The organism is Limnohabitans sp. WS1 (assembly GCF_003063265.1).
GTDB lineage: Bacteria > Pseudomonadota > Gammaproteobacteria > Burkholderiales > Burkholderiaceae_C > Limnohabitans_A.
The window spans coordinates 193,188-215,920 of sequence record NZ_NERU01000002.1 but is presented as its reverse complement, the minus strand read 5'-3'; the positions used below and the strand labels follow the sequence as shown (position 1 = coordinate 215,920).

At 55.8% G+C, this 22,733-nt stretch carries 20 protein-coding genes; 6 read left to right on the top strand and 14 right to left on the bottom strand.

Annotation, left to right across the window (positions count from 1 at the left end; translation table 11 throughout):
• Complete coding sequence (gene asd / locus B9Z48_RS04755) at nt 1-879, bottom strand: archaetidylserine decarboxylase (protein WP_233261021.1); 879 nt, start codon at nt 877-879, stop codon at nt 1-3.
• A 53-nt stretch (nt 880-932) separates the two neighbouring features.
• Here asd and B9Z48_RS04750 point away from each other — a divergent pair, with 53 nt between their 5' ends.
• Nucleotides 933-2,564 carry an aminotransferase class III-fold pyridoxal phosphate-dependent enzyme gene (locus tag B9Z48_RS04750; protein WP_233261020.1) on the top strand — a complete coding sequence of 544 codons (1,632 nt, stop codon included), beginning with the start codon at nt 933-935 and terminating at the stop codon, nt 2,562-2,564.
• Between the two features lie 44 nt (nt 2,565-2,608).
• Here the strand turns inward: B9Z48_RS04750 and B9Z48_RS04745 are convergent, their stop codons facing one another.
• A complete protein-coding gene (locus tag B9Z48_RS04745; RefSeq protein ID WP_108377328.1) occupies nt 2,609-3,217 on the bottom strand; it encodes a hypothetical protein in 609 nt (202 codons plus the stop codon).
• 146 nt (nt 3,218-3,363) lie between these two features.
• Between B9Z48_RS04745 and B9Z48_RS04740 the strand changes: the two genes are divergently transcribed.
• Nucleotides 3,364-4,566: a glycosyltransferase family 1 protein gene (locus B9Z48_RS04740; protein ID WP_108377327.1), complete on the top strand. Its 1,203-nt coding sequence runs from the start codon at nt 3,364-3,366 to the stop codon at nt 4,564-4,566.
• 1 nt (nt 4,567) lies between these two features.
• Here the strand turns inward: B9Z48_RS04740 and lplT are convergent, their stop codons facing one another.
• The 10 genes from lplT to B9Z48_RS04690 all read right to left on the bottom strand — a co-directional run bounded on the left by lplT (nt 4,568) and on the right by B9Z48_RS04690 (nt 15,064).
• Nucleotides 4,568-5,794 (bottom strand): lysophospholipid transporter LplT, encoded by a 1,227-nt coding sequence (gene lplT, locus B9Z48_RS04735; protein ID WP_108377326.1) that lies wholly within the window; start codon nt 5,792-5,794, stop codon nt 4,568-4,570.
• Nucleotides 5,787-7,247, bottom strand: coding sequence for a UDP-glucose/GDP-mannose dehydrogenase family protein (locus tag B9Z48_RS04730; protein ID WP_108377325.1), 1,461 nt, complete (start codon nt 7,245-7,247; stop codon nt 5,787-5,789). The genes lplT and B9Z48_RS04730 overlap by 8 nt, the downstream gene beginning before the upstream one ends.
• A 757-nt stretch (nt 7,248-8,004) precedes the next feature.
• Nucleotides 8,005-9,354, bottom strand: a complete 1,350-nt coding sequence (phoR, locus tag B9Z48_RS04725; RefSeq protein WP_108377324.1) for a phosphate regulon sensor histidine kinase PhoR — start codon at nt 9,352-9,354, stop codon at nt 8,005-8,007.
• Between the two features lie 3 nt (nt 9,355-9,357).
• Nucleotides 9,358-10,053 carry a phosphate regulon transcriptional regulator PhoB gene (gene phoB / locus B9Z48_RS04720; RefSeq protein WP_089954154.1) on the bottom strand — a complete coding sequence of 232 codons (696 nt, stop codon included), beginning with the start codon at nt 10,051-10,053 and terminating at the stop codon, nt 9,358-9,360.
• Nucleotides 10,050-10,748, bottom strand: coding sequence for a phosphate signaling complex protein PhoU (gene phoU / locus B9Z48_RS04715; protein WP_089954157.1), 699 nt, complete (start codon nt 10,746-10,748; stop codon nt 10,050-10,052). Before phoU ends, phoB begins: the two co-directional genes overlap by 4 nt.
• Before the next feature lie 13 nt (nt 10,749-10,761).
• On the bottom strand, nt 10,762-11,535 hold the full coding sequence (gene pstB / locus B9Z48_RS04710) for a phosphate ABC transporter ATP-binding protein PstB (RefSeq protein ID WP_089954159.1): 774 nt from the start codon (nt 11,533-11,535) through the stop codon (nt 10,762-10,764).
• 54 nt (nt 11,536-11,589) lie between these two features.
• A complete protein-coding gene (pstA, locus tag B9Z48_RS04705) occupies nt 11,590-12,444 on the bottom strand; it encodes a phosphate ABC transporter permease PstA (protein WP_089955248.1) in 855 nt (284 codons plus the stop codon).
• Nucleotides 12,445-12,451: 7 nt separating this feature from the next.
• The gene (pstC, locus tag B9Z48_RS04700; RefSeq protein ID WP_108377323.1) at nt 12,452-13,441 is read right to left on the bottom strand and encodes a phosphate ABC transporter permease subunit PstC; all 990 of its coding nucleotides are present in this window, start codon (nt 13,439-13,441) and stop codon (nt 12,452-12,454) included.
• 79 nt (nt 13,442-13,520) lie between these two features.
• The gene (pstS, locus tag B9Z48_RS04695) at nt 13,521-14,540 is read right to left on the bottom strand and encodes a phosphate ABC transporter substrate-binding protein PstS (RefSeq protein WP_089954165.1); all 1,020 of its coding nucleotides are present in this window, start codon (nt 14,538-14,540) and stop codon (nt 13,521-13,523) included.
• 239 nt (nt 14,541-14,779) lie between these two features.
• Nucleotides 14,780-15,064 (bottom strand): hypothetical protein, encoded by a 285-nt coding sequence (locus tag B9Z48_RS04690; protein ID WP_108377322.1) that lies wholly within the window; start codon nt 15,062-15,064, stop codon nt 14,780-14,782.
• Nucleotides 15,065-15,354: 290 nt separating this feature from the next.
• On the opposite strand from B9Z48_RS04690, the gene B9Z48_RS04685 reads away from it, so the two are divergent.
• A complete protein-coding gene (locus B9Z48_RS04685; protein WP_368665911.1) occupies nt 15,355-17,181 on the top strand; it encodes a PhoX family phosphatase in 1,827 nt (608 codons plus the stop codon).
• A 336-nt stretch (nt 17,182-17,517) separates the two neighbouring features.
• Here the strand turns inward: B9Z48_RS04685 and B9Z48_RS04680 are convergent, their stop codons facing one another.
• Entirely contained in the window at nt 17,518-18,636 is a 1,119-nt protein-coding gene (locus B9Z48_RS04680) for a glycosyltransferase (protein ID WP_108377321.1), read from the bottom strand.
• 166 nt (nt 18,637-18,802) lie between these two features.
• Here B9Z48_RS04680 and B9Z48_RS04675 point away from each other — a divergent pair, with 166 nt between their 5' ends.
• From B9Z48_RS04675 to B9Z48_RS04665, 3 genes are all read left to right on the top strand, one after another.
• Entirely contained in the window at nt 18,803-19,078 is a 276-nt protein-coding gene (locus B9Z48_RS04675) for a hypothetical protein (RefSeq protein ID WP_089954175.1), read from the top strand.
• A 34-nt stretch (nt 19,079-19,112) separates the two neighbouring features.
• Complete coding sequence (locus B9Z48_RS04670; RefSeq protein ID WP_089954180.1) at nt 19,113-19,742, top strand: ParA family protein; 630 nt, start codon at nt 19,113-19,115, stop codon at nt 19,740-19,742.
• 67 nt (nt 19,743-19,809) lie between these two features.
• Nucleotides 19,810-20,337 carry a TlpA disulfide reductase family protein gene (locus B9Z48_RS04665; RefSeq protein WP_158273209.1) on the top strand — a complete coding sequence of 176 codons (528 nt, stop codon included), beginning with the start codon at nt 19,810-19,812 and terminating at the stop codon, nt 20,335-20,337.
• Nucleotides 20,338-20,355: 18 nt separating this feature from the next.
• On the opposite strand, the gene B9Z48_RS04660 is transcribed toward B9Z48_RS04665, so the two are convergent.
• Nucleotides 20,356-22,581: a PhoX family phosphatase gene (locus B9Z48_RS04660; RefSeq protein ID WP_108377319.1), complete on the bottom strand. Its 2,226-nt coding sequence runs from the start codon at nt 22,579-22,581 to the stop codon at nt 20,356-20,358.
• Nucleotides 22,582-22,733: the final 152 nt, after the last annotated feature.

Here is a 22,733-nt window from a genome sequence, read left to right as displayed (position 1 = left end):
TCAAGCCTTGGTCAACAAGGGTTCACCCATTTTGATGCGCATGCCCGGGGTGAGCCCATCGGCCCAATCAAAACCGGCCGGCACAAACACCAAAATGGTGGAGCCGTGCTCGAACCAGCCCATCTCCTGGCCTTTGGCATAGTCGGCTTGACAAGGGATTTCGTTGGGGCCTTTGTAGCGCAAATTCAACAGCACATCGACCGCATGCAAGCGCATGCTCGCCACCAACACTGCGGCAACGGGCACGATCAAAAATGGCTCACCCGATTGGGCCAGCATGTGCAGCACGGCCCGTTCGTTTTTGCAAAACAGTTGTGCCACCCGCTTCAGCGCCACTGGATTGACGTTCCAGGTGTCACCCGAGATGTAGGTCACATGCTGAAGTTGCACATGGTGCGGCGCATGGAATCGGTGGTACATGCTGTTGGTCAAGCGCAAGGTCAGGAACTTGCCGCCTTCCAGTGCCTCGGGCCAATCACGGCACGCAGCACCATCGCCCAACAAGGTTTGCAAGCGGTAAGGAAAACCTTTGGCCTGAAAAACTTGTCCCTCGGTGATGACGCCACAAGCCCCCACGATGGCGTCACAAGGTGAAGTCAAGACTTTTGGATCAGGGTCCACAGGCCGCAAGCCGGGCTTGAGCTCACGGGTAAAACAAGCGTGCAGGCTGTCAAATTTTTGCTGCTTGGCTTCACTTAAATCAAGGTCACTGAACCAGCGCCAAACGGCCATGGAAGCCTTGACCACGAATGGGTTTTTGATCTGACTCCAGCGCCCCATGAAATGGGTCAAAGCGATGCGTGGAATGCGGTTGGTGAGCAAGAAATTCAAGTCCTCTTGCAGCAGTGTTTGTTGGAACAGCTTGCGAATCTTCATCATGTTGTCACTCAAATTGAATAAAAAGAAATTTCATTGACACAAGGAAATTGACTGTGAACTCCACTTGGATCAGTTTGGGATTGCTGGCTGCTTGGGCTCCTGCGCTTCGACGGCGCATACAGCTTTCCAGAGCCAAACACCGCTCTTTGGCCGGCCACTCGCGCATGGCCAAACGCCTGGCCCGTTGGCTGCCCGGCTACAGCTTTGACGAGAGCACTTTTTTTGGCTGCGATGGCGCACCTGCCGACATCCAGGCCCTGCGACGGGCGGCCTTCATGGCCTTGGCGCAGACACTTCAAACACGGCACAGCCAGAGCATTGCCGCCACGGTCAGTGCCCGAGACAACATCTCGGATATGCAATTCATCACGGCCTACCGGGTGCCCTTTCAATTCAGCCCCATGGTGCAAAAGCATCTGAAAGTGGGTTCGTTTTTGGAGTCGGCCCAAGGCGTTCAAGTGACTGACCTGGACGGACAGGTGTTTTACGATTTGACCGGCTCGTATGGCGTCAATGTGTTCGGTGCCGACTTTTACAAAAAAACCATGGCCGATGGTCTGGCCAAAACACAGGCCTTGGGGCCAGTGCTGGGCTCTTACCACCCCGTGGTGGCCAGCAATGCACAACGCCTCAAAGCCATTTCGGGCCTGGACGAGGTGTCGTTCCACATGTCGGGCACCGAGGCCGTGATGCAAGCGGTGCGACTGGCCCGCTACCACACACGCCGCCCTTACATCGTGCGCTTTTGCGGCGCCTACCATGGCTGGTGGGAAGATGTCCAACCCGGGCCAGGCAACCCCATGCCACCGCGTGAGACTTACACCCTGAGCGACATGAACGAGCGCAGTTTGGCGGTGCTGCGAAGCCGCAAAGACATCGCATGTGTGTTGATCAACCCATTGCAGGCGCTGCACACCAACGCCAATGCACCCGGAGATTCGACCTTGGTGGACAGCAGCCGACGCGCCGCCTATGACCGAGAGGCTTACACCACCTGGCTCAAAGCCTTGCGGCAAGTGTGTACCGACAAAGGCATTGTGCTGATTTTTGACGAAGTGTTTTTGGGCTTTCGCCTGGCCGCCGGTGGTGCACAAGCCTACTTTGGCGTCAAGGCCGACATGGTCACTTATGGCAAAACACTGGGGGGGGGCTTTCCGGTGGGTGTGGTGTGTGGGCAGCACCCATGGATGCGCCGATTTGATGAAAAACGACCCGCCGACATTTGTTTTGCACGCGGCACCTTCAACGCACACCCGGTGGTGATGGGGGCCATGTCGGCCTTTCTGGACCAACTCGAAACGCCTGAAATTCAAGCCATCTACCAAGGTGTCGATGCGCTTTGGAATGCGCGTGCACAGCACTTCAACGCAACCATGCAAGAACATGGCTTGCCCTTGCAAGCAGCCAACATGTCCAGTGTCTGGACCTTGTTTTACACCCAGGCGAGTCGCTACAACTGGATGCTGCAGTACTACCTCAGGCTTGAAGGTTTGACACTGAGCTGGGTGGGCACGGGTCGCTTGATCTTCAGCCTCAACTACAGTGATGCCGACTTTGAAGCTGTGTTGGAGCGGTTTGTGCGGGCGGCTCGACAAATGCAACAAGACGGTTGGTGGTGGCAAGATGATCAGCTCACCAACCGATCGATCCGCCGCCGCATTTTGAAAGAGACCTTCAAACGCTGAAAGCTTGCACCCGTCAGTCATGTGAAGCTGACGGGTGTGCTGAATCAGCGGCTGACCTGAGCATCCTGATGTGCAAAGCGTTGGCCCCGCAGCAAGTGCAAAGGTGCTTTGTGGTAGAGGTAAATGTCGTGAAATGGATCGGTCAAGATTTTGGTCATCCAGACCAGCCCAGTTTGAGCGTCTTGCAAAATAAACAAATGCAAAGTGCGAAACAGCAAAGCGCCTGCGCCCAAATACAACCAGGCATATCCCACCGCACGCAAAAAGCCATAAAAATCTTCATGCGTTGGCAAGAGGCCAAAAAGACCGGGATTCAAGAAAATCATCAAAGGCAAAAGTGCCCAGACACTGAGCAAGACCACCTTGCGCCGGAGGTTGTAGCCGACCTTGATGTCTTCTTTGAACGCCTGTGTTGCTTGATTGACTTCGTCATAGCCCAAGGGTTCAAAAAAGAAATGGCCCGCTTGTCGTGATGTCATGGATACCAGCCAAGCCAACAAGGCCGCCAAGGGAGGGTCAATGAACAACAAGACATAGGCCACCACAAACGCCATGGCACTTAGAAAATGCAAGGACTGGTTGATGCGGCAGTGGTGGTAATAACGGTGATCGTCCCAGCGCTGAATCCGCAAAGCTTCAAAAAAATCTTTCACACAAAACCTCCAAAAGTGGTGTTCGTATCATGAAGAAGTCATGTGAAAAAACAGTGACATGCCCTCACACCAAGGCCTAGATCTCCGCTCAAAAGCACCCGCTTGTTTGTCATCAAGTTGTTAAATCAACACGGCAACATGGGTTCATGGAACATGCATCGACCGAACACTTGCTGGTGGAAAACTTTGAGCCCGAAAATTCGGCATTGCGAATTGCTGTGGTCACCGAAACCTGGCCACCCGAAGTCAATGGCGTGGCACTGACGCTGTCCAAGCTGATCGTGCAGTTGAGTCAACGTCAACACACCATCCAACTCATTCGCCCCCGGCAGGACAAGCATGACACCGCTTCACAGCAAACAGCTTGGTCAGAAATTTTGTTGCGCGGTTTGCCCATCCCGCACTACCCTCAGCTCAAATTGGGATTTCCCAGCAAAAAGCAGCTGATCAAGGCGTGGACCATCAAACGACCCGACCTGGTGCACATCGCCACAGAAGGCCCTTTGGGATGGTCGGCCCTTCGAGCAGCCAAGGTGTTGCGACTGCCCGTGACCTCGGATTTCAGAACCAACTTTCACAGTTACAGCAGGCACTACGGCGTGGGTTGGTTGAGCAAACCCATCGTGTCTTATTTGCGGAAATTCCACAACCGCACCCTGTGCACCATGGTGCCCACCATGGCCTTGCAGGCGCAACTGGCGGCATCGGGTTTCGAGAATTTGAGTGTTGTGGCGCGGGGTGTCGACACACAGGTGTTTCACCCCGGTCAGCGCAGCGTGGCACAAAGAGCTGCATGGCAAGTGCAAGACGACACGGTGGTCTTGCTGTCGGTGGGTCGGTTGGCTGCTGAAAAGAACCTGGACCTGATTGTGAACACTTACCAGTCGCTCAAGCAAAGTGGCCGAAAAGTCAAAATGATTTTTGCGGGCGACGGCCCTTACCGTGCGAAACTTCAAATCGACTGCCCGGAGGCGGTGTTCATGGGCATGTGCAGTCATGCGCAGTTGGCCGTGGCTTACGCCAGTTCAGATTTGTTTTTATTCCCCAGCCTGACCGAGACATTTGGCAATGTGACGCTGGAAGCACTGGCCAGTGGCACGCCCGTTTTGGCTTTTGACTGTGCAGCTGCCACAGAACTCATCCGGCACGAACACAATGGGTGGCTGGTGCCCGGTGAAGACCCGCAGCGCTATGTGTTGAAAGCGTTGGACATCACCCGAAGCAGCGCCACATTGCTCCAAGCGAGACAACACACGGCCGCCAGCGTGGCCCCCTGGGACTGGCATCAAATTGCCGACCAGGTTGAGACCATCTTCCGCTCGGTTGTGACCGCGCACAACCCGGCGTGACTCAAGTTTTGGGGTTCCTGCTTTTCCACGGCATGACCGCGGCCAACAAAGGCAGGCTGAACAGCAGCATGATAGGCAACAAGGGCACATCCCAGGCCAGCAGTGCGCTGTAGGCACCCAACATGATCAACACACTCAGGTTTTCATTGAAGCCCTGAACGGCAATCGAGCGCCCCGACTTCATGATTTTGATCCCACGGTGCTGCAGCAAAGCATTCATGGGCACCAGCAACATGCCGCCTGCCCATCCCGCCAACAGCAGCATGATCACGGCCAGCCACAAGACCTGGGTGAGCGCCATACAGGGCAGCAACGCAGCCAACACCCAACCCCAAGGCAATGCCCGCCTTGCATTGAAAATCTGGCAAGTCGCGGCTGCCATGGCTGCCCCACCCATCACCCCCAAGGCCACCACGGCTTGCAAATAGGCCCCTTGCTGCAAGGTCAATCCCGCATTTTTTTGCGCCCAAACCAGCACGGCAAACTGCAGCACCGCGCCCACACCCCAACACAAGGTGGTGACATACAAAGACATGCCTCCCAAAGGGTCGGACCACAACTGCCGTTGATGATGCCAAAACGCGGACCAGCGCATCGCAGACCAGGTCAGTGGCTGACAAGGCTGCACTTGGGCCGCGCCCACACCGATGTTGAACAAGGCGGAAATGCCGTACACCACAGCCACCCATGCGAAGGCACCCCAAACCTGTGTCGATACGCTCAAAGGCGATTCAAATCCGTGCAAAGGCACAAAATCGGGCACCTCGACCAAAGTGTATACATGGATCATCGCCCCACCCAAGGCCACACCCAGCATCACCGACATCACCACAGACACTTCCAGCCAAGCATTGGCCTTGACCAGTAAGCGTGGCGATACCGACTCGCAAACCCAACCGTACTTGGCGGGTGCATACAAGGCTGCGGCCAATCCCGTCAATGCAAAAGCATAAAGGGGATGCACACCCGAGACCAACAAAATCACGCCCATCAGTTTCAATGCGTTCATGGCGGCCATCAACCGGCTTTTGGGAAAAGCATCGGCCAACGGACCCGCTATCGCAGCCAACAACACATACGCCAAGGTGAATGAAAACTTGAGCAAGGGAGCCCACCAAGGTGGATAGCCTTGCTCATGCAAAAAATACACCCCCAAGATCATGAAGGCGTTGTCAGCCAGGCCGCTGGCAAATTGCGCCAAGATCAAAAAGAAAAAACCTTTAGGCATGCACTGTCGTGCAAGACGGCGGTGGGTTCTCAAGCATGGGCTTGAAAAGAGGTGCCAGACTGCGATCAAACCTCAGACCTTGAACCAAGGCATTGCGACGGCCCACCCCTTGGTAGGCCATGCCCAATGCCAGCAAAGCCTGTGGGTTGTAAAGGTTGCGGCCATCCACAATGAAAGGCGTTCGCATGAGTGCCTTCATGGCTTCAAAGTCAGGGTTGTGAAAATTCTTCCATTCGGTCAAAACCAACAAAGCATCGGCTCCTTGCAAACCCTGCAAATCACTTGGAACAATTTCGAAACGTTGGAGCAGTTCAGGGTCTTGCGCAAAGTCCTCGCGCAGCGCCTTCATGGCTTCGATGCTGGCCACAGGGTCATAAGCGGTGACCTGTGCGCCCCGCATCAACAATTCGCGAATCACCACCCGGCTGGGAGCTTCGCGCATGTCATCGGTGTTGGGCTTGAAGGCCAAGCCCCACAAGGCAATTTTCAGACCCGACAAATCCTCGCCCGCATGCTGCACCAGGCGATCCACCAAAATCCGTTTCTGACGTTCATTGACACTTTCTGTCGCACTGACCACGGCCATGTCATGGCCATGCAACTTGGCGGTGCTGACCAAAGCCTGTGTGTCTTTTGGAAAACAACTTCCCCCATAGCCACACCCGGCATACAAAAAGCCGTAACCAATGCGTTCATCAGCCCCCATGCCGCGTCGGATCTGGTCCACATCGGCGCCCAACTCATCGGCCAAATTGGCAATCTCGTTCATGAATGAAATGCGGGCAGCCAGCATCGCGTTGGCAGCGTATTTGGTCAATTCAGCGCTGCGCACATCCATCCACACCGTGCGGGCATGGTGGCGGTTAAAACTGGCATACAAATCGCCCATCATGCGCTGGCTGCGGGCATGGTGGGGACCCTCATCCAAACCGACCACAATCCGGTCTGGCCGCATGAAATCGTCAATGGCCGCACCTTCTTTGAGGAACTCAGGATTGGACACCACGTCGAACAGGTCGTGTGGCATGCCGCGCTGCGTCAGCTCATGCGCAATCGCTGACCGGACTTGGTCAGCCGTGCCTACGGGCACGGTAGATTTGTTGACCACCAGTTTGAAACTTTTCAAGTGACGCCCCACCATGGACGCGACCGACAGCACATGACCCAAATCGGCAGAACCGTCTTCAGATGGTGGTGTGCCCACAGCGATGAACAGCACATCCCCATGGTCAATGGCATCCACAGCATCGCTGGTGAAACGGATGCGCCCATCGGCTTGATTTTTGTTCAGCAAGGCTTTGAGGCCGGGCTCAAAAATGGGCACATCGCCCTCTTGCAGGGTGCGGATTTTCTCAGCATCCTTGTCCAAACACACCACTTTGAAACCCAGGTCCGAGAGGCACCCCCCAGTGACCAAACCCACATAACCCGAACCGATGACCGTGACTCGCATTGCAGCACCTCCTATGGGGGAGATGATTGACACACAGCGTGAAACGTCAAAGTCAGTTTTGCGTCTTTTGAATGACAAAGCGCAGGGCCAGTTTCAGTGATTGAACGGCCCTGCGATCAGTGCACGAGGCCCGCTGCTTGGGTGATGGGTGAAGGTCTGCAAGGCTTGATCGCGACGGGGGCGTCGCTCCTACAGGGGGCTGCCTGCATTTTGTAGGAGCCCCGTCCTCGGGGCGATTCTGGGTGGTCTGCGAAGCTGATCGCGACGAGGGCGTCGCTCCTACAGGGGGCTGCCTGCATTTTGTAAGAGCCCCACCCTCGGGCCGATTCTGGGTGGTTTGCGATGCCTGATCGCGACGGGTCGTCGCTCCTACAGGGGGCTTCCTGCATTTTGTGGGAGCCCCGCCCTCGGGGCGATTCTGAGTGGTCTGCGTGGCCTGATCGCGACGGGGGCGTCGCTCCTACAGGGAATGCCCTGCATTTTGTAGGAGCCCCGCCCTCGGGGCGATGGGTGGTGGTCTGCGAGGCTGATCGCGACGGGGGCGTCGCTCCTACAGGGGGCTGCCTGCATTTTGTAGGAGCCCCGCCCTCGGGGCGATGGGTGGTGGTCTGCGAGGCTTGATCGCGACGGGGGCGTCGCTCCTACAGGGGGCTTTCTGCATTTTGTGGGAGCCCCGCCCTCGGGGCGATTTTGGGTGGTCTGCGAGGCTTGATCGCGGCAATGGCACCGATTCACCCAAAAAGCGTTGCTGCAAACATCACCGAACCGGATCCAAAGCAGTCAATGCCACAACCCGACTGGCCGGGAAAAACAACATGAAGGTCGAGCCCTTGCCCAATTGACTTTCAATGCGCAATTCACCGCCATGCCGTTGCGCCACATGCTTGGCAATGGCCAAGCCCAAGCCGGTGCCACCGGTCTCGCGTGAGCGGCTGCGGTCAACCCTGTAAAAGCGCTCAGAAAGTCTTGGCAAATGCTCAGCGGCAATGCCAGGACCCGTGTCGGTGACACGAAACACCACACCATCCGGCACCCTGAACCAGCCTGCACTCACACGCCCACCGGCCGGCGTGTAGCGCACGCCATTGCTCACCAAATTGGACACCGCGCTGAAAAGTTCTGTGCGCACGCCCAGCAAATTCCACTCAATGGGTTTGCTGAAGTCCAGTTCGTGCACGGGTCCTCGTTCATCACCCTCCTGGCCAGACAAAACAGCCGACAAAGAGGCCGCATCACAAGCCACTTGCGACATCAGATCACTCAGAGACACCGTCTCGTGGGTTCCTGGAGGCAAACTGCCTTCGAGTTGCGACAAAGTCAGCAAATCAGCCACCAGACTTTGCATGCGTGAGGCCTGCACAGACATCAATTGCAAATACGTTTGCTGTTCATCCGGGGCCAAGGGAATGGTCATGAGTGTCTCAACAAAACCGCTCAAGACTGTCAGGGGTGTGCGAATTTCATGGGACACATTGGCCACAAAATCACGCCGCATGGCATCGGCCAAGCTGACCAAGGTGATGTCTCGGCTCAAGAGCAAGTGCTGACCTTCGCCGTATTGGTGCAACTGAATCGACAGCTTGGGCATTTGCGTCAAGGATGACGAGCGACCGTCGATGATGACTTCACTGTCATGCTCTTCCTGCGCAAAGTACTTGGAAAAAGTCGGGTCGCGCAGCAAATGAACGATGTGCTGCTGCACATCGCGCTTGGCATCGAGCCCCAAGTGGTTAGAGGCCGTGGCATTGCACCATTCGATGCGCCCTTCGTTGTCCAGCAAAGTCACCCCATTGGGTGAGGCCTGAATGGCTTGCAAAAAGTACTGCAAGCGCTGTTCACTGGTGCGCAGTTGTTTGTCGTGTTGACGCAGTTGGCGTTGAATGCGTTGAACAATCTCACCCCAAACACCGCCCCACGCCAACTCATCACGCCAGTTGGGCCGAGACAACCACAACTCCAAACGCTCGGCTTTCCAAATCTGCACCAACACCACGCCGAGCAGCACCAACACCGCCATGCACAGCGCCCAAGTCAGTCCTCCAAAAAACCAAACCGGTGTGACCAACAGACCCAACAGGGCCAAAAGTTCAATGACAGAAATCAGCATCACTCACACCGCAGGCGCAGCTGTCAAACGGTAACCCGCTCCACGCACAGTCTCGATCATGCTGCCCGCATCCCCCAAGGACTCTCGCAGACGCTTGACGTGGACGTCGACCGTGCGCTCTTCTATGTAAACATGGTCACCCCAGACCTTGTCCAGCAACATGCCACGGGTGTGCACACGTTCAGGATGACGCATCATGTATTGCAACAACTTGAACTCGGTGGGTCCAATCTTGAGAGGTTTCTCCTGCCAACTCACACGGTAGGTGTCGGCATCGAGTTGCAAATCCCCCACTTTGACGGCCCCACCCGCAGACTCGGGCACGCGACGGCGCAACACCGCACGGATGCGAGCGAGCAGCTCACGCGGCGAAAAGGGTTTGACGATGTAATCGTCTGCACCCGCATCCAAGCCCGCCACCCGATCAGACTCATCCCCTCTTGCAGTCAGCATCAAGATGGGCACGGACTTGGTTCGTGCAGCGGCACGCCAGCGCCGAGCCAAAGTCAGACCACTTTCGCCAGGCAGCATCCAATCGAGCAAGATGACATCGGGCAAGATTTCATCGAGCTCTTTTTGGGCTGACTCGGCGTCCATGGCCCACACTGGCTGAAAGCCGTTGTGCCGAAGGTTGACCGAGATCAACTCAGCAATCGACGATTCGTCCTCAACAATGAGGATCCTGGGCAGGGTTCTCATCGCACCGCTTTTTCAATCTCGGTCAAGGCCGTGTGCCGCACATCGGCCCCCTTGACCACATAAATCACAAACTCGGCAATGTTTTTGGCATGGTCACCAATGCGCTCAATGGCTTTGGCCACAAACAGCAAGTCCAGGCTGGCCGAAATGGTGCGAGGGTCTTCCATCATGTAGGTGACCAGCTTGCGCAAAAATCCATTGAACTCAGCGTCAATCAGGTCGTCTTCTTTCAAAATCACCAAGGCCGTGTTCACATCCAGGCGAGCAAAAGCATCCAAGGCTTTGCGCAACAAACCTGAGGCCAGGTCAGAGGCCACACGCAGTTCTGACGATGGCAAGTTGCGTGGGCTGCCTTGTGCCAAAATTTGTTTGACCATGCGGGCAATGCGGTCCGCTTCGTCGCCGGCTCGCTCCAGATTGCCCGTGATTTTGGAGATCGCCATCAGCAGGCGCAAATCGCGTGCCGTGGGCTGCCTGCGGGCAATGATGGAGGCCAACTCGGCATCGATCTCCACCTCCAGTTTGTTGACTTGTTTTTCAGCCGCAATGACCTGATCGGCCACTTCTACACTGAATTGCGCCAGCGCATACACCGCATGGCGGGTCTGAGACTCCACCAAGCCGCCCAACTCCAGAACGCGCGACGACACGTTGGTCAGGTCAGCGTCAAATTGACTCGAAATGTGCTTTTCCATGGTTTTCCCCTGATCAGCCGAAACGGCCAGTGATGTAGTCTTCGGTTTCCTGGCGTGCAGGCTTCATGAAAATTTGCTCGGTCTGACCAAACTCCACCAATTCACCCAGGTACATGTAGGCGGTGAAGTCGGACACGCGTGCAGCTTGCTGCATGTTGTGCGTCACGATGGCCACCGTGTAGTCTTTCTTCAACTCGCTGACCAATTCCTCGACCTTGGCGGTCGAGATGGGGTCCAAAGCCGAAGTCGGCTCGTCCAACAAAATGACTTTGGGCTTGACCGCCACCGTGCGGGCAATGCACAGGCGTTGCTGCTGACCGCCCGACAGAGACAAACCACTTTGGCCCAGTTTGTCTTTGACTTCATTCCAAATGGCGGCCTTGGTGAGGGCCGACTCCACACGTTCGTCCATGTCGGCGCGGCTGAGCTTTTCGTACAAACGCACACCAAAAGCGATGTTGTCGTAGATCGACATGGGGAAAGGTGTGGGCTTTTGGAAGACCATGCCGATTTGGGCGCGAAGCAAGTTCAAGTCTTGGCCTTTGTCCAGAATGTTCTGGCCATAAAACTTGATTTCGCCTTCAGCGCGTTGACCCGGATAAAGGCTGTACATGCGGTTGAGCGTGCGCAGCAAGGTGGATTTGCCGCAACCCGATGGGCCAATGAAGGCGGTCACGCGGTGCTCTGCAATGTTGAGGTTGACGTTTTTCAGGCCTTTGAATTTGCCGTAATAAAAGTCAAGGTTGCGCACTTCCAGCGCGTTTTGAGTCGGTGTCTTGTCAGGCATGGAGATTCCTGTGAATGCAAAATGAAGAAGCTGAGGTGTTTGGGCCAAACGGCATCACGCCGACTGTTTGTCCCTGAAAAACACGCGTGCCAGAATGTTGAGCACCAACACAGCCAAGGTGACGAGCAATGCCCCAGCCCACGCCAGTCGAATCCAGTTGTCATAGGGACTCATGGCGAACTGGAAAATCACCACCGGCAAGTTGGCCATGGGCTTGCTCATGTCGGCATTGAAGAATTGGTTATTCAGCGCTGTGAACAACAAAGGAGCTGTTTCACCGCTGATGCGGGCCACGGCCAGCAACAAGCCCGTGATCACGCCACTCTTGGCCGCACGCAGCGTGACGGACAAGGACACTTTCCAGCGTGGAGCACCCAGGGCAAATGCCGCCTCGCGCAGACTGCCGGGCACCAAGCGCAGCATGTTCTCGGTGGTGCGCATGACCACAGGCACGGCAATCAGCGTCAGGGCCAAACTGCCTGCGTAGCCCGAAAAGGTGCCCAAAGTGGCCACCGCAATCGCGTACACAAACAAGCCAATCACGATGGATGGAGCCGACAGCATGATGTCGGTCACAAAACGGGTCAGCTCGGCGGTTTTGCTTTGGTCGCCGTATTCGGTGAGATAAATCCCCGCCAAAATGCCCACAGGCGTGGCCACCAACACGGTGAGTCCCACCATCAACAAACTGCCCACAATGGCATTGCGCAAACCACCGCCCTCGGTACCGGGTGCCGGCGTGTCCTGCGTCAGCAAGTTCAGGTCCAGTGCGGCAAAGCCGTTTGAAAACAGCACCACCAAAATCCACAACAACACCGCCAGACCCAAAGCCATGGCGATCATGGATGTCACCATGCCCCAGGCATTGGCCAATCGGCGGCGGCGATACAAGGCTTGATTCATGTTCATGGCCATGTCAGAACCCCTTGGCTTTTTCAGCCCGGTTGATCATGATTTTGGCGGCGGCCAAAACCACGAAGGTGATCACGAACAGCAAAAAGCCGAGCGCAAACAAAGAAGAAATATGGAAGTCTGCGGCCTCACCAAACTCGTTGGCCAAGGTCGAAGCAATGGACGTGCCGGGTGAGAACAACGATGTTGGCATGCGGTTGGCATTGCCGATCACAAAGGTCACCGCCATGGTCTCACCCAAGGCGCGACCGAGACCCAACATGATCCCGCCAATCACGCCTTTTTGGGTGTAAGGCAGAACGATCTTGCGCACCACTTCCCATGTCGTGCAACCCAGACCATAGGCCGATTCACGCAAAATGGGCGGCGTGATTTCGAACACGTCGCGCATCACGGCAGCCACAAAAGGCAAGACCATGAAGGCCAGCACAATGCCAGCCGCCAAAATGCCCATGCCGTTGGGGGCCCCTCCAAACAGGAAGCCGATCAGGGGCATGCCCCCCAGCACATCGCGCAGCGGCACCTGGATGTAATCGGCAAACAAAGGCGCAAACACAAACAGACCAAACATGCCGTAAATGATGGACGGCACGGCCGCCAACAACTCAATGGCCGTGCCCAAAGGGCGACGCAACCACACAGGACAAGTTTCCGTCAGAAAAACCGCAATGCCAAAAGCCAATGGCACCGCCAACAACATGGCAATCCCTGCACTGGCCAACGTGCCGACAATCGCGATCGCGGCACCGAACTCTTCGTTGATGATGTCCCATTCGACATACCAGATGAAACGCGCACCAAACTTGGCAAATGTGGGCCACGCATTGATGAACAAGGACACGATGATCCCGGCCAACGCCACCAGAACCAAAAGCGAGAAAAGCTGTGTCAAGCGGTGAAACAACGCGTCTTGCAGGCGCTGGCGCTTGACCACGGCCAACATGTGGCTGGTTCTGTCTGCGCTGGAAAGGGGGGTTTGCATGTCTTGACCCATCAAACAAAGAGCATCTAATTAAACAAGAAATCCGTCGGTCACCGAATGACAACCGACGGACAGCAGACCGGAGCCTGGATTACTTCTGGATTTGCGACCAGACTTTTGAACGGATCTGGTCGGTCAAGCTGTCAGGCAATGCGACGTAGTCCAAATCTGCGGCCATTTTCTTGCCATTCTTGAAAGACCAGTCAAAGAACTTCAGGGCTTCGGCCGATGCGGCTTTGTCGGCTGGGTTCTTGTACATCAAGATGAAAGAAGCCGTGCTGACGGGCCAGCTGTTGGCACCCTTGGCATTGACCATGGACACACCCATGCCTGGCACGCTGAACCAGTCGGCGCTGGCAGCGGCTGCAGCAAACGTCAAATCGTCTGGGCTGACGTACTTGCCGTCGGCGTTCTGGATTTGCATGAAGTTCATCTTGTTCTTTTTGACGTAGGCATATTCCACATAACCCAAAGAACCCTTGACGCGGTTCACGTTGGCCGCAACACCTTCGTTGCCTTTGCCACCGACCGAGGTGGGCGCTGGCCATTTGACTGCAGCGCCCTTGCCCACCTTGTCAGCCCACTCTTTGCTCACGGCTGTCAGGTAGTCGGTCCAGTTGAAAGTGGTGCCCGAACCATCGGCGCGGTGCACGATGGTGATGGTTTCGTTGGGCAAGTTTTTGCCAGGGTTCAAAGCAACAAATTTGGGGTCATTCCACTTACTGATCTTGCCCAGGAACATCTCGGCCATCACTGGGCCAGTCACGCGCAATTCGCCGGGTTTGAAGCCGTCCAAGTTGATCACGGGCACCGTGCCGCCAATGATGGCTGGGAACTGGACCATGCCGTCTTTGTCAAGCTCTTCACCTTTGACGGGCGCATCGGTTGCGCCGAAAGTCACCGTCTTGGCGCGGATTTGCTTGATGCCACCCGAAGAACCAATGGACTGGTAATTCATGCCTGTACCTGTGGCGGCCTTGTAGCCTTCAGCCCACTTGGCGTAAATGGGGAAAGGGAATGTGGCACCAGCGCCCGTGATGTCGGCAGCAAAGCTGGCAGCAGCGATGGCGCTCAGGCCAACGGCTGCCACAAAAGATTTCAATTTCAACATATCAACTCCTGGTTGAGGGTGCGAGTTCAAAGTGACCTGAGCCGGTTGATCTCAGGGACTGACATCACTTTAACGGTCAATTGTGACATTCTTGTGTCAAACAAACCCTTCTTACAAGGTGTTTTTAAATCACTGCCGACCCCTTGACTCCATGGGGGGTCAAACACACACAAAAGGGCGACCCCTGCAGTGCAGCGGCCGCCCGATTCGCTGGATGTCAGTTTAATGTCAGTTCGACGTCAGTATTTCAAATTGATCTGATAGATGACCGTCGTGCCGCTGATCTCATGGCCCACCACCAGCAGGGGCTTGCCATGGGGTGACTTGTCTGCTGTCACCAGGTGCAAACCCTCCGGACGGTGATTGTCAACAAAGTTGTCCTTTTTTTCGAAACTGCCATCGCCATTCTTTCTGGCAAGCTCGAATTCTCCCGCGGCGGGTTTAGCCACATGACGTTGGTGCGCTCGCGGTTGCGCGTGAGCTTTGATTTCCTGCGCCGAGAGTTCGGGATCATCCAACTGCATAAAACGATCAAGTGAGTGAATGATCGACGCGATAAAGTTGACTTAGCGGATCACTGTCCATTCACTTGCAGAAAAATTTGAGGTGTCATGACTTCTTCATATTGACCCGCAAAGATACAAGCCTCTCAACATGAATTTCTGGAGCTTGCATCATGGATATTAGGTCGATTGACAGTGAAGATTTGCCAACCAACATCTCGCAAAACGAGCACTTCCAATCCGTTGTGAATCGTGCAGTAGGCCGTCGTGGCTTCCTGAAATTTGGCAGTGGCGCTGCGGTTGCAGCTTTCTTGGCTGGCCCTCTCGCTGGATGCGGCGGCACCGACACCCCCACAGCTTCATTATTGGGTTTCAAAGCCGTCGCAGCCAACGGCCTTGACACTGTGACAGTGGCTGAAGGCTACACGGCCACCACTTTTGTCCCTTGGGGCACACCTTTGTTCTCTACAGGTGCTGGCTCGACTTGGAGCGGTATTGGCAGCGAAACTGCAGCTGACCAAGCACGCCAAGTTGGTGACAACCACGACGGCATCCACTTTTTCGCGATTGATGGCACATCCAGCACAGAAGGTCTGCTGGTCATGAACCATGAATACAACACGACACTGTCACCAACATTTACAGATTACCTGACCTTGTTTGGCCCAACGCCAGCCCCTGCCAACACACTGGAGCGCGTGAACAAAGCCATCAACTCATGGGGCTGCTCTGTCATTCACATCAAGAAAGACAATGCCAATAAGTGGAACGTGGTCAAGGACTCCGCCTACAACCGTCGCATCACCGCGGCCACACCCATGCAACTGACAGGCCCCGCCGCAGGCGATGCCAAGCTCCAGACCAGCGTGGACACCACAGGCACCGAAGTGCTGGGCACCTTCAACAACTGCGGCAACGGCTTCACGCCTTGGGGCACTTATTTGACGTGTGAAGAAAACTTCAACAACAATTTTGGCACCACCGTTGCACCCACTGAAGATGGACGCAATGTGTCCATGAAGCGCTATGGCATCACGGCAGGCACATCAGGCTACGCATGGGAAACACAAATCGATCGTTTCGACTACAAGAAAGAACCCAACGAATCCAACCGTCACGGCTGGATCGTTGAAATTGACCCCTTTGATGCCACTTCAAAGCCCAAAAAACGCACCGCACTGGGTCGTTTCAAGCACGAAAACGCCGCCTATGCTTTCACCAAAGACAAGCGCGTTGTGGTGTACATGGGCGATGACCAAGTCAACGACTACATCTACAAATTTATTTCAACTGAAAAGTATGTTGAAGGCAATCAACGCGCCAATGCCAACTTGTTAGACAGCGGCAAGCTCTATGTGGCCAAATTTGGCAACGGCGCAACGGCTGGCGACTTCATGGGCACAGGCGAATGGGTGGAGCTGAAACTCAGCAACATTCCTGGCTCTTACACCGCCTACACCTTTGCCAACCAAGCAGATGTTTTGATCAACGCCCGTTTGGCTGGTGATGCCGTCGGCGCCACCAAAATGGACCGCCCTGAGTGGGTCACGGTGCACCCAACGTCTGGCGAGGTCTATGTCACGCTGACCAACAACTCAGGCCGCACCACTGCAGATGAAGCCAACCCACGAACCAGCAACATCTACGGTCAAATCGTTCGCTGGCGTGAGACGGGGGGTGACGCAGCGGCCATGACCTTCGACTGGGATATCTTTGTGTTGGCTGGTAACCCCACAGTGCCTGGCAACCCTGGCACAACGAAAGCAGGCTCCAGCAATGTGACCGCTGACAACACCTTCAACAGCCCAGATGGCTTGGGATTTGACAAGTTCGGCCGCCTTTGGATCCAGACCGACGGCAACCACACCGGCTTAGGTAACTACGCCAACCAAGGCAATAATTCCATGCTGGCGGCAGACCCTGTGAGCAAAGAAATTCGACGTTTCCTGGTGGGCCCAAAGCAGTGCGAGGTGACAGGTTTGGCCTTCACCCCTGACAGCAAAACCTTGTTCATCAACATCCAGCACCCTGGCGAAAACGGCAACGGTGGAAGTACTTGGCCAGATGGCGGCACCAACATGCCACGCTCTGCCACAGTGATCATCACTAAAAATGATGGTGGCGTGATTGGTACCTGATCCTAGGGACAGCTAGCAAAACCCAAAGGCTCCGCTTTAGCGGAGCCTTTGGATGTATTTTTCGAGCTTTAATGCGGCTGTTTTAAAGGAAGCAACTGCTTCATGGATCATGCAAACCATGAGCCTGTGGTGGCTCATTCATTGACGTGGCAGTCCTCGACGGTTTGACAAAGCATGGTGGACACCGAGTTGAGTTAACCCCAACGATCTGGAACCCTGCTTCAGTTCGGAACCAACAGCTGGGCGATTCAGCGCTGGCCACACGCGCTAATGTGCCAGGTCATGATCGTGTTTTTCGAATGTGCACTGGTCAAGCACCTACCCCATAAGGCCAGCTCAACCCGCCTTGATCGCCCCCAAGGCATCGACCACTTCGAACACCGCCTGGTTGTTCATTTGTTGAACATGGCGATGGTATTTGGGCTGTTCGCTCAACAGCGCATCCACAGCACCCGGCAACTCACTGACCGATGCAATGACCTTACCCAGTTGGTTCTCTTCTACCCATGTCGTGTTGTAACGCTCTTGCGGCATGGTGGCGGTATTACGGAAGGTGATGACGGGCAACCCCATGTGAACCGCCTCACTCAAACTGCCCGGGCCAGGCTTGCCCACGAAGTAGTCACTCAGTTGCATCAACTGGTCAATGTCCTTGGTAAAGCCCAACACAAGGTGCAAAGACGAGACCGATTGCGCCGCCATTTTCTGGGCCAAAGCGATGTTGTGCCCCGCCACAAAAATCAGTTGCTGATTTGGCAAAGCCTTGGCAATTTTGAGCATGTCCTTCGAGCCATGACCGCCAAACATCACCAAGCCCGTGGGGCGATGGGGGTCCAGGCCCCATTGAGCGAAACGCTTGGGCTTGTCTACGCATGGCTTGCTGTAGAAGCTGGGGCGCAAAATCATTCCGGATGTCCGAATGATGGCGTCGGCGTCATAACCCAAGCTTGCGGCCTGAGATGCCGCAAACTCTGTCCCGCAGATGATGAACTGGCCTTGGTTGGGCTCTATCCAGAAGTTGGGAGGGTAATCGGCCATGTCCGTTAAAACCGTGACATAGGGCACGCCCGGCCACTCTTCGCGCAAGGCCTCGTACATCACCCTGTTGAAATTGGGTACCAACGAGACCACCAACTGGGGGCGCGTCTTGTGCCAGAACGATTGCATCTTCTTTTTGAGCTTGGGCAAAGTCAGCCGAATCATGGCTTGAAAAAGCTTGAGCTCGGTGGCCAGGCCTCGCGTCCAACCCCGTTTGAGACGCAGGTTGTACAGGTCTTCTGGCGCAAAGCCTGTCAATTTTTGGTAGTACCGGTCAGAGTCAATCACCTCAAACAGGTTCACCAGCGTCACCGCCCAGTCAGGGTGCGCCAGGGCGATGACTTCCTGCAACGCCAGGGCGGCAGAACGGTGCCCGCCTCCGGCATTGAAATATATGAGCTGGACATCATGTGGCATGGCTGTTGAGCTTGCCCGATGCGAATGACATGGGTATGACCAAAGCTCATCCTGTGATCTTGCAGACGGTTTCATGAAACTGAACTTTTACTGCCACACACTCTTCATAAAAATTTCACAAATGAACTAATCGTTGCATTCAAAATTGAATTTTTTGAATTTAACAATGCGCGCCATCAAAAAAGTCCGACAAGTCATTGCACATGACCCCTTGACCCCCACGGCTCAAATTTTTGCCCAGTTGATTTCTTCCCTGGTCGACGAAGTGGATGTCTCGCTCAAGGATCTGTATAAACTGGACACCTCAGATTTCCAACTGGCCATGGACATCTTGCAAGAGTGGCGGCTTGATCGCTATTACATGGGCAAAGCCAAAACATTCGATGTGGCCATGCAAGCATTAGAGATGAACAAACCTCAAGCAAAGAAGTCCGAGGCCTGAGAAATTGCCATTTTTAAAAGTCAGGAATTGATTCATGCGAATTGCTTCATTTGTAGGACAAAAAGGCGGTGTCGGTAAAAGCACTTTGGCCCGTGTTTTGGCCGTGGCAGCGGCCCGTGCACAACACAAAGTGCTGATTGGTGACTTTGATCTGGAGCAACTCACCTGCGTGGAGTGGGGTGCCCTGCGGCTGCGTCATGGCATCGAGCCTGAAATTGAAGCCCGCGCCTTCAACAACATGAAGAAATTGCGCAAAACATTGACAGGTTACGACCTGGTGGTGGTGGACACGCGAGGCTTGGCCGATGAGTTGACCGCCGATGTCAGCCGAGAAAGTGACGTGGTGTTCTTGCCCACGGGCACCTCCATGGACGATCTTCGCCCTACTCTGGCTTTGGCACGCAAGCTGGCCAAAACCCGTTCCGTGAGCAACAAGATCGTCATTGTGTTGTCCAAAACCGGGCGTTCGGAACGCCTGCTCGAACAAGCCGAAGCCACCATTGCCGATGCGGGTTTTGACATGCTCAACGCCGTCTGGCCAGAGCGTGATGGCTTTCAAGCTGACTTGGATGTGGGCCGCGCCGGCAGCGAGTCCAGCAACCCGCACCTCAAAAAAGCGTCTCAGGATGTGGAGCAGGCGCTGCTGACTTTGGCGATGAACTGAACTTGGGCTCACCAGGGCACCATGGGGCACAATCAAGTCCTCCATGATGGCTCCACATGAATTGACAATGGCTTTTCAAACACGCAGACAAGTGACCCTGGGCTTGAGTCTGGGTGCACTGTGGCCTTGGGCCAGTGTTCAGGCCCAAAGCCCCTCCGAAGCCGCTCTGGAAGCCGTGGCACCTGCCATGCCACGAGTGGGCGATGTTTTGAAAGTGCCGTCCATACGTTTGCTCACTGGCCAAGACTTTCAACACGAACGCCAGCCTTTGCTGTTGTATTGGTGGTCCAGCACCTGCCCTTTTTGCGCCCTGCAAAGCCCCAGCATGCAGGGCTTGTGGCAAGCACAAAAAAGCCGGGGCCTGCGCATGCTGGCCTTGTCCATCGACAAAAAGCCCGAAGACGCACTGGCGTATTTGCAAAAGCGCGGCTACAACTTTCCCTCGGCTTGGGCCAGCCCCGAGTGGCGCAAACAATTTCCCAAACCCAAGGGCTTGCCCATCACGCTCTTGATGGACAGCCAGCACAAAGTACTGCTGGCTGAAAAGGGCCAAATGTTCGCCGAGGATGTCGAGGCCATTCCTCGCTTGCTTTGAACACTTGGCCCCCGGGCTTTACAGCCCGATCACCCCACCATCTGTGCGGGTGATCACGATGGTCGCCGAACGTGGGCGGCCTTGTGGGCCATAGCCTGCGTTGCCTGGCCACATGCTTTGGGGCGCCGAGCCCGAAGCCAAAGGCTTGGACAATTCACCAGGATGCTGGATGTTGACAAACAAGGTGCAGCCATCGGCGGTCTCGGTGATCCCGGTGACTTCTGCACCTTGGGGTGCCACCAGAAAACGGCGCAACTTGGCGTCGCCCAAGGCAGCGCCCAAGAATGTTTCCTGAGTGCCGGTTTGTTCAGCGCCCCCCACCACCATCTTGTTTTTCACGGTCACTTTGCCGCCGTCGCCCACCTGGCCCGGAATGGCGGCCAGCATCATGCAGTTGGTCTCGTCGGTGAAAGCGCCGTCGTCGGTTTGAATCCAGCAAATGCCGGTGGCCTTGCTGAACCACAAGCCGTCTGGCGATGAGAACGAATTCTTGGCGGTCAGGCCCGACAGGTTGGCATCGCCCGAGTCTTCCTCAGCGCCGAACAAGAAGATGTCCCAGGCAAAGGTCTTGGCCGAAGCTTGGTGGCCAGGCTCTTTGAAGCGGATGATGTGGCCATGCGGGTTGCCCGTGCCTTTTTTGCCGTCCATGTCCATGTAAGCGCGTGGGTTGGCAGCGTCCACTTTGGTAGGCGTGCGGTTGGCCGCGCTGTTGTTGGTCAGCGCAAAGTACACCTCGCCATTGCGGTAGTTGACCGCACCCCACTCCGGACGGTCCATCTTGGTCGCGCCCACAGCGTCTGCTGCAAAGCGTGCGTTGATGTACACATCGCCCTGATTGGCGAACTTGTAGGCACTGTGGTTGGCAATGCGCGGGTCATCGATGGTCAGCTCCAGCCACTCGCCTTGCCCTGTGGCGTCAAAGCGGGCGGCGTACAGCTTGCCTTCGCTCAAGTACTTGTCACCGGCCACCAAGCCACCACCCACATCGCGGGGGTCCCACACCGCGCTGCTCACAAACTTGTAGATGTATTCGTTGCGGGCATCACAACCCATGTAAAACGCCAATGGCTGACCGGCCACAGGCAGGCTGCACACAGCGGCTTCGTGCGCGAAGCGGCCCATGGCCACGCGCTTGGCGGGTGTGGAGTTGGGTGACAAGGGATCGATTTCGACGTTGAAGCCAAAAGTGTTGGCTTCGTTGCGGAAGTCTTTCTCTGCGTTGGCGCCAGTGGCAGCCAAGTTCCAACGGACAAAACGGTCGTCGGTGGTCGAGACGGTGTGCCAGCCCTGGCTTGGCGCTTGTTTGGCGCCTGCTGCTGGAGCCGATGAGGGCACGCCATAGCGCTTGCGTGCGGCCATTTCTTTGGCCGGCAATGCAGCCCCATTGGCCATCGTCTGAAAGTAATAGGCCCAGTTTTCTTCGCAGCCCAAATAAGTGCCCCATGGCGTTTTGCCATGACCGCAGTTGTTCAGAGTGCCACGCGCCATGGCACCCGCCGTGTCCCAGCGGGTGACCATGAAGCTGCGAATCGCCTCAATGTGGGCGCGGGGGCCGCTGATGCGCACAGGCGTTTGTGCGGTGATGCGGCGGTTCAGCGGCGAGTCTTGCTTGATGCGCCAGCCTTGTGGTGTTTTGACGATCTCGACCACCGACACGCCGTGGTGGTTGATCTCTTTGAGCACTTCCAACTCGGGGCGGGTGCCCAAGTCCCAGTCACCAAACTGCGTAAACTTTTTGCCAGCCACGCCATTGGACGTTTGGCCGTTGGGGTGCATGAAATGCGCGTCGGCTGAACTTTCGTGGTTTACACACAGCACGGCGCGGCCGGTTTCCTTTTCGGAATAACGGCCGTTGGCGTCGATGTAATAAATGTCCATGCCATCGTGGTGATCGCCCACGCGACGTGACCAGTCGTCTGCTTCTGTGCCCTTGTTCGAGTAAGCAGCCAAGGCCGAGTCCAGCGCATCGCCTGTGGCATGCAGCACGCTGTATTGGTAGCCGGGCGGCAGCATCACATTGTCAAGCAGGCTTTTTTCGACAGAAGGAAAACCCAGCGCCCGGGGCGCAGCGGCCATGCCCGAAGTCAAAGTGGCGCAACCGGGCAACATGGCCAGACCCGCCAAGCCCAGACCACCACGCAGCAAACCGCGGCGCATCGGGTTTTGCAGGGACTGGTTCAGGACGTCCTGGAAATGGGGGTTGTTTGAGGTGTTGTGAATGGGGTCGTGATCGTGGTGTGACATCGGAACTCCTGGTGATTCAAGGATTGAAGTGTTTTTTTGTGACTGTTTGATGGCTAATCAGCCGCTGTCACGAAATCCGTCTTCACAAATCAATGCAAAAGGTGCTTTGAAACGCCACTGCACATCCCCTCGAAGTCAAAATTTGTCATTTT

Coding starts and splice junctions, on each gene's coding strand:
- asd (WP_233261021.1), bottom strand. CDS start 879: ATGATGAAGATTCGCAAGCTGTTCCAACAAACACTGCTGCAAGAGGAC.
- B9Z48_RS04740 (WP_108377327.1), top strand. CDS start 3,364: ATGGAACATGCATCGACCGAACACTTGCTGGTGGAAAACTTTGAGCCC.
- lplT (WP_108377326.1), bottom strand. CDS start 5,794: ATGCCTAAAGGTTTTTTCTTTTTGATCTTGGCGCAATTTGCCAGCGGC.
- B9Z48_RS04730 (WP_108377325.1), bottom strand. CDS start 7,247: ATGCGAGTCACGGTCATCGGTTCGGGTTATGTGGGTTTGGTCACTGGG.
- phoR (WP_108377324.1), bottom strand. CDS start 9,354: ATGCTGATTTCTGTCATTGAACTTTTGGCCCTGTTGGGTCTGTTGGTC.
- phoB (WP_089954154.1), bottom strand. CDS start 10,053: ATGAGAACCCTGCCCAGGATCCTCATTGTTGAGGACGAATCGTCGATT.
- phoU (WP_089954157.1), bottom strand. CDS start 10,748: ATGGAAAAGCACATTTCGAGTCAATTTGACGCTGACCTGACCAACGTG.
- pstB (WP_089954159.1), bottom strand. CDS start 11,535: ATGCCTGACAAGACACCGACTCAAAACGCGCTGGAAGTGCGCAACCTT.
- pstA (WP_089955248.1), bottom strand. CDS start 12,444: ATGAACATGAATCAAGCCTTGTATCGCCGCCGCCGATTGGCCAATGCC.
- pstC (WP_108377323.1), bottom strand. CDS start 13,441: ATGGGTCAAGACATGCAAACCCCCCTTTCCAGCGCAGACAGAACCAGC.
- pstS (WP_089954165.1), bottom strand. CDS start 14,540: ATGTTGAAATTGAAATCTTTTGTGGCAGCCGTTGGCCTGAGCGCCATC.
- B9Z48_RS04690 (WP_108377322.1), bottom strand. CDS start 15,064: ATGCAGTTGGATGATCCCGAACTCTCGGCGCAGGAAATCAAAGCTCAC.
- B9Z48_RS04680 (WP_108377321.1), bottom strand. CDS start 18,636: ATGCCACATGATGTCCAGCTCATATATTTCAATGCCGGAGGCGGGCAC.
- B9Z48_RS04675 (WP_089954175.1), top strand. CDS start 18,803: ATGCGCGCCATCAAAAAAGTCCGACAAGTCATTGCACATGACCCCTTG.
- B9Z48_RS04670 (WP_089954180.1), top strand. CDS start 19,113: ATGCGAATTGCTTCATTTGTAGGACAAAAAGGCGGTGTCGGTAAAAGC.
- B9Z48_RS04665 (WP_158273209.1), top strand. CDS start 19,810: ATGGCTTTTCAAACACGCAGACAAGTGACCCTGGGCTTGAGTCTGGGT.
- B9Z48_RS04660 (WP_108377319.1), bottom strand. CDS start 22,581: ATGTCACACCACGATCACGACCCCATTCACAACACCTCAAACAACCCC.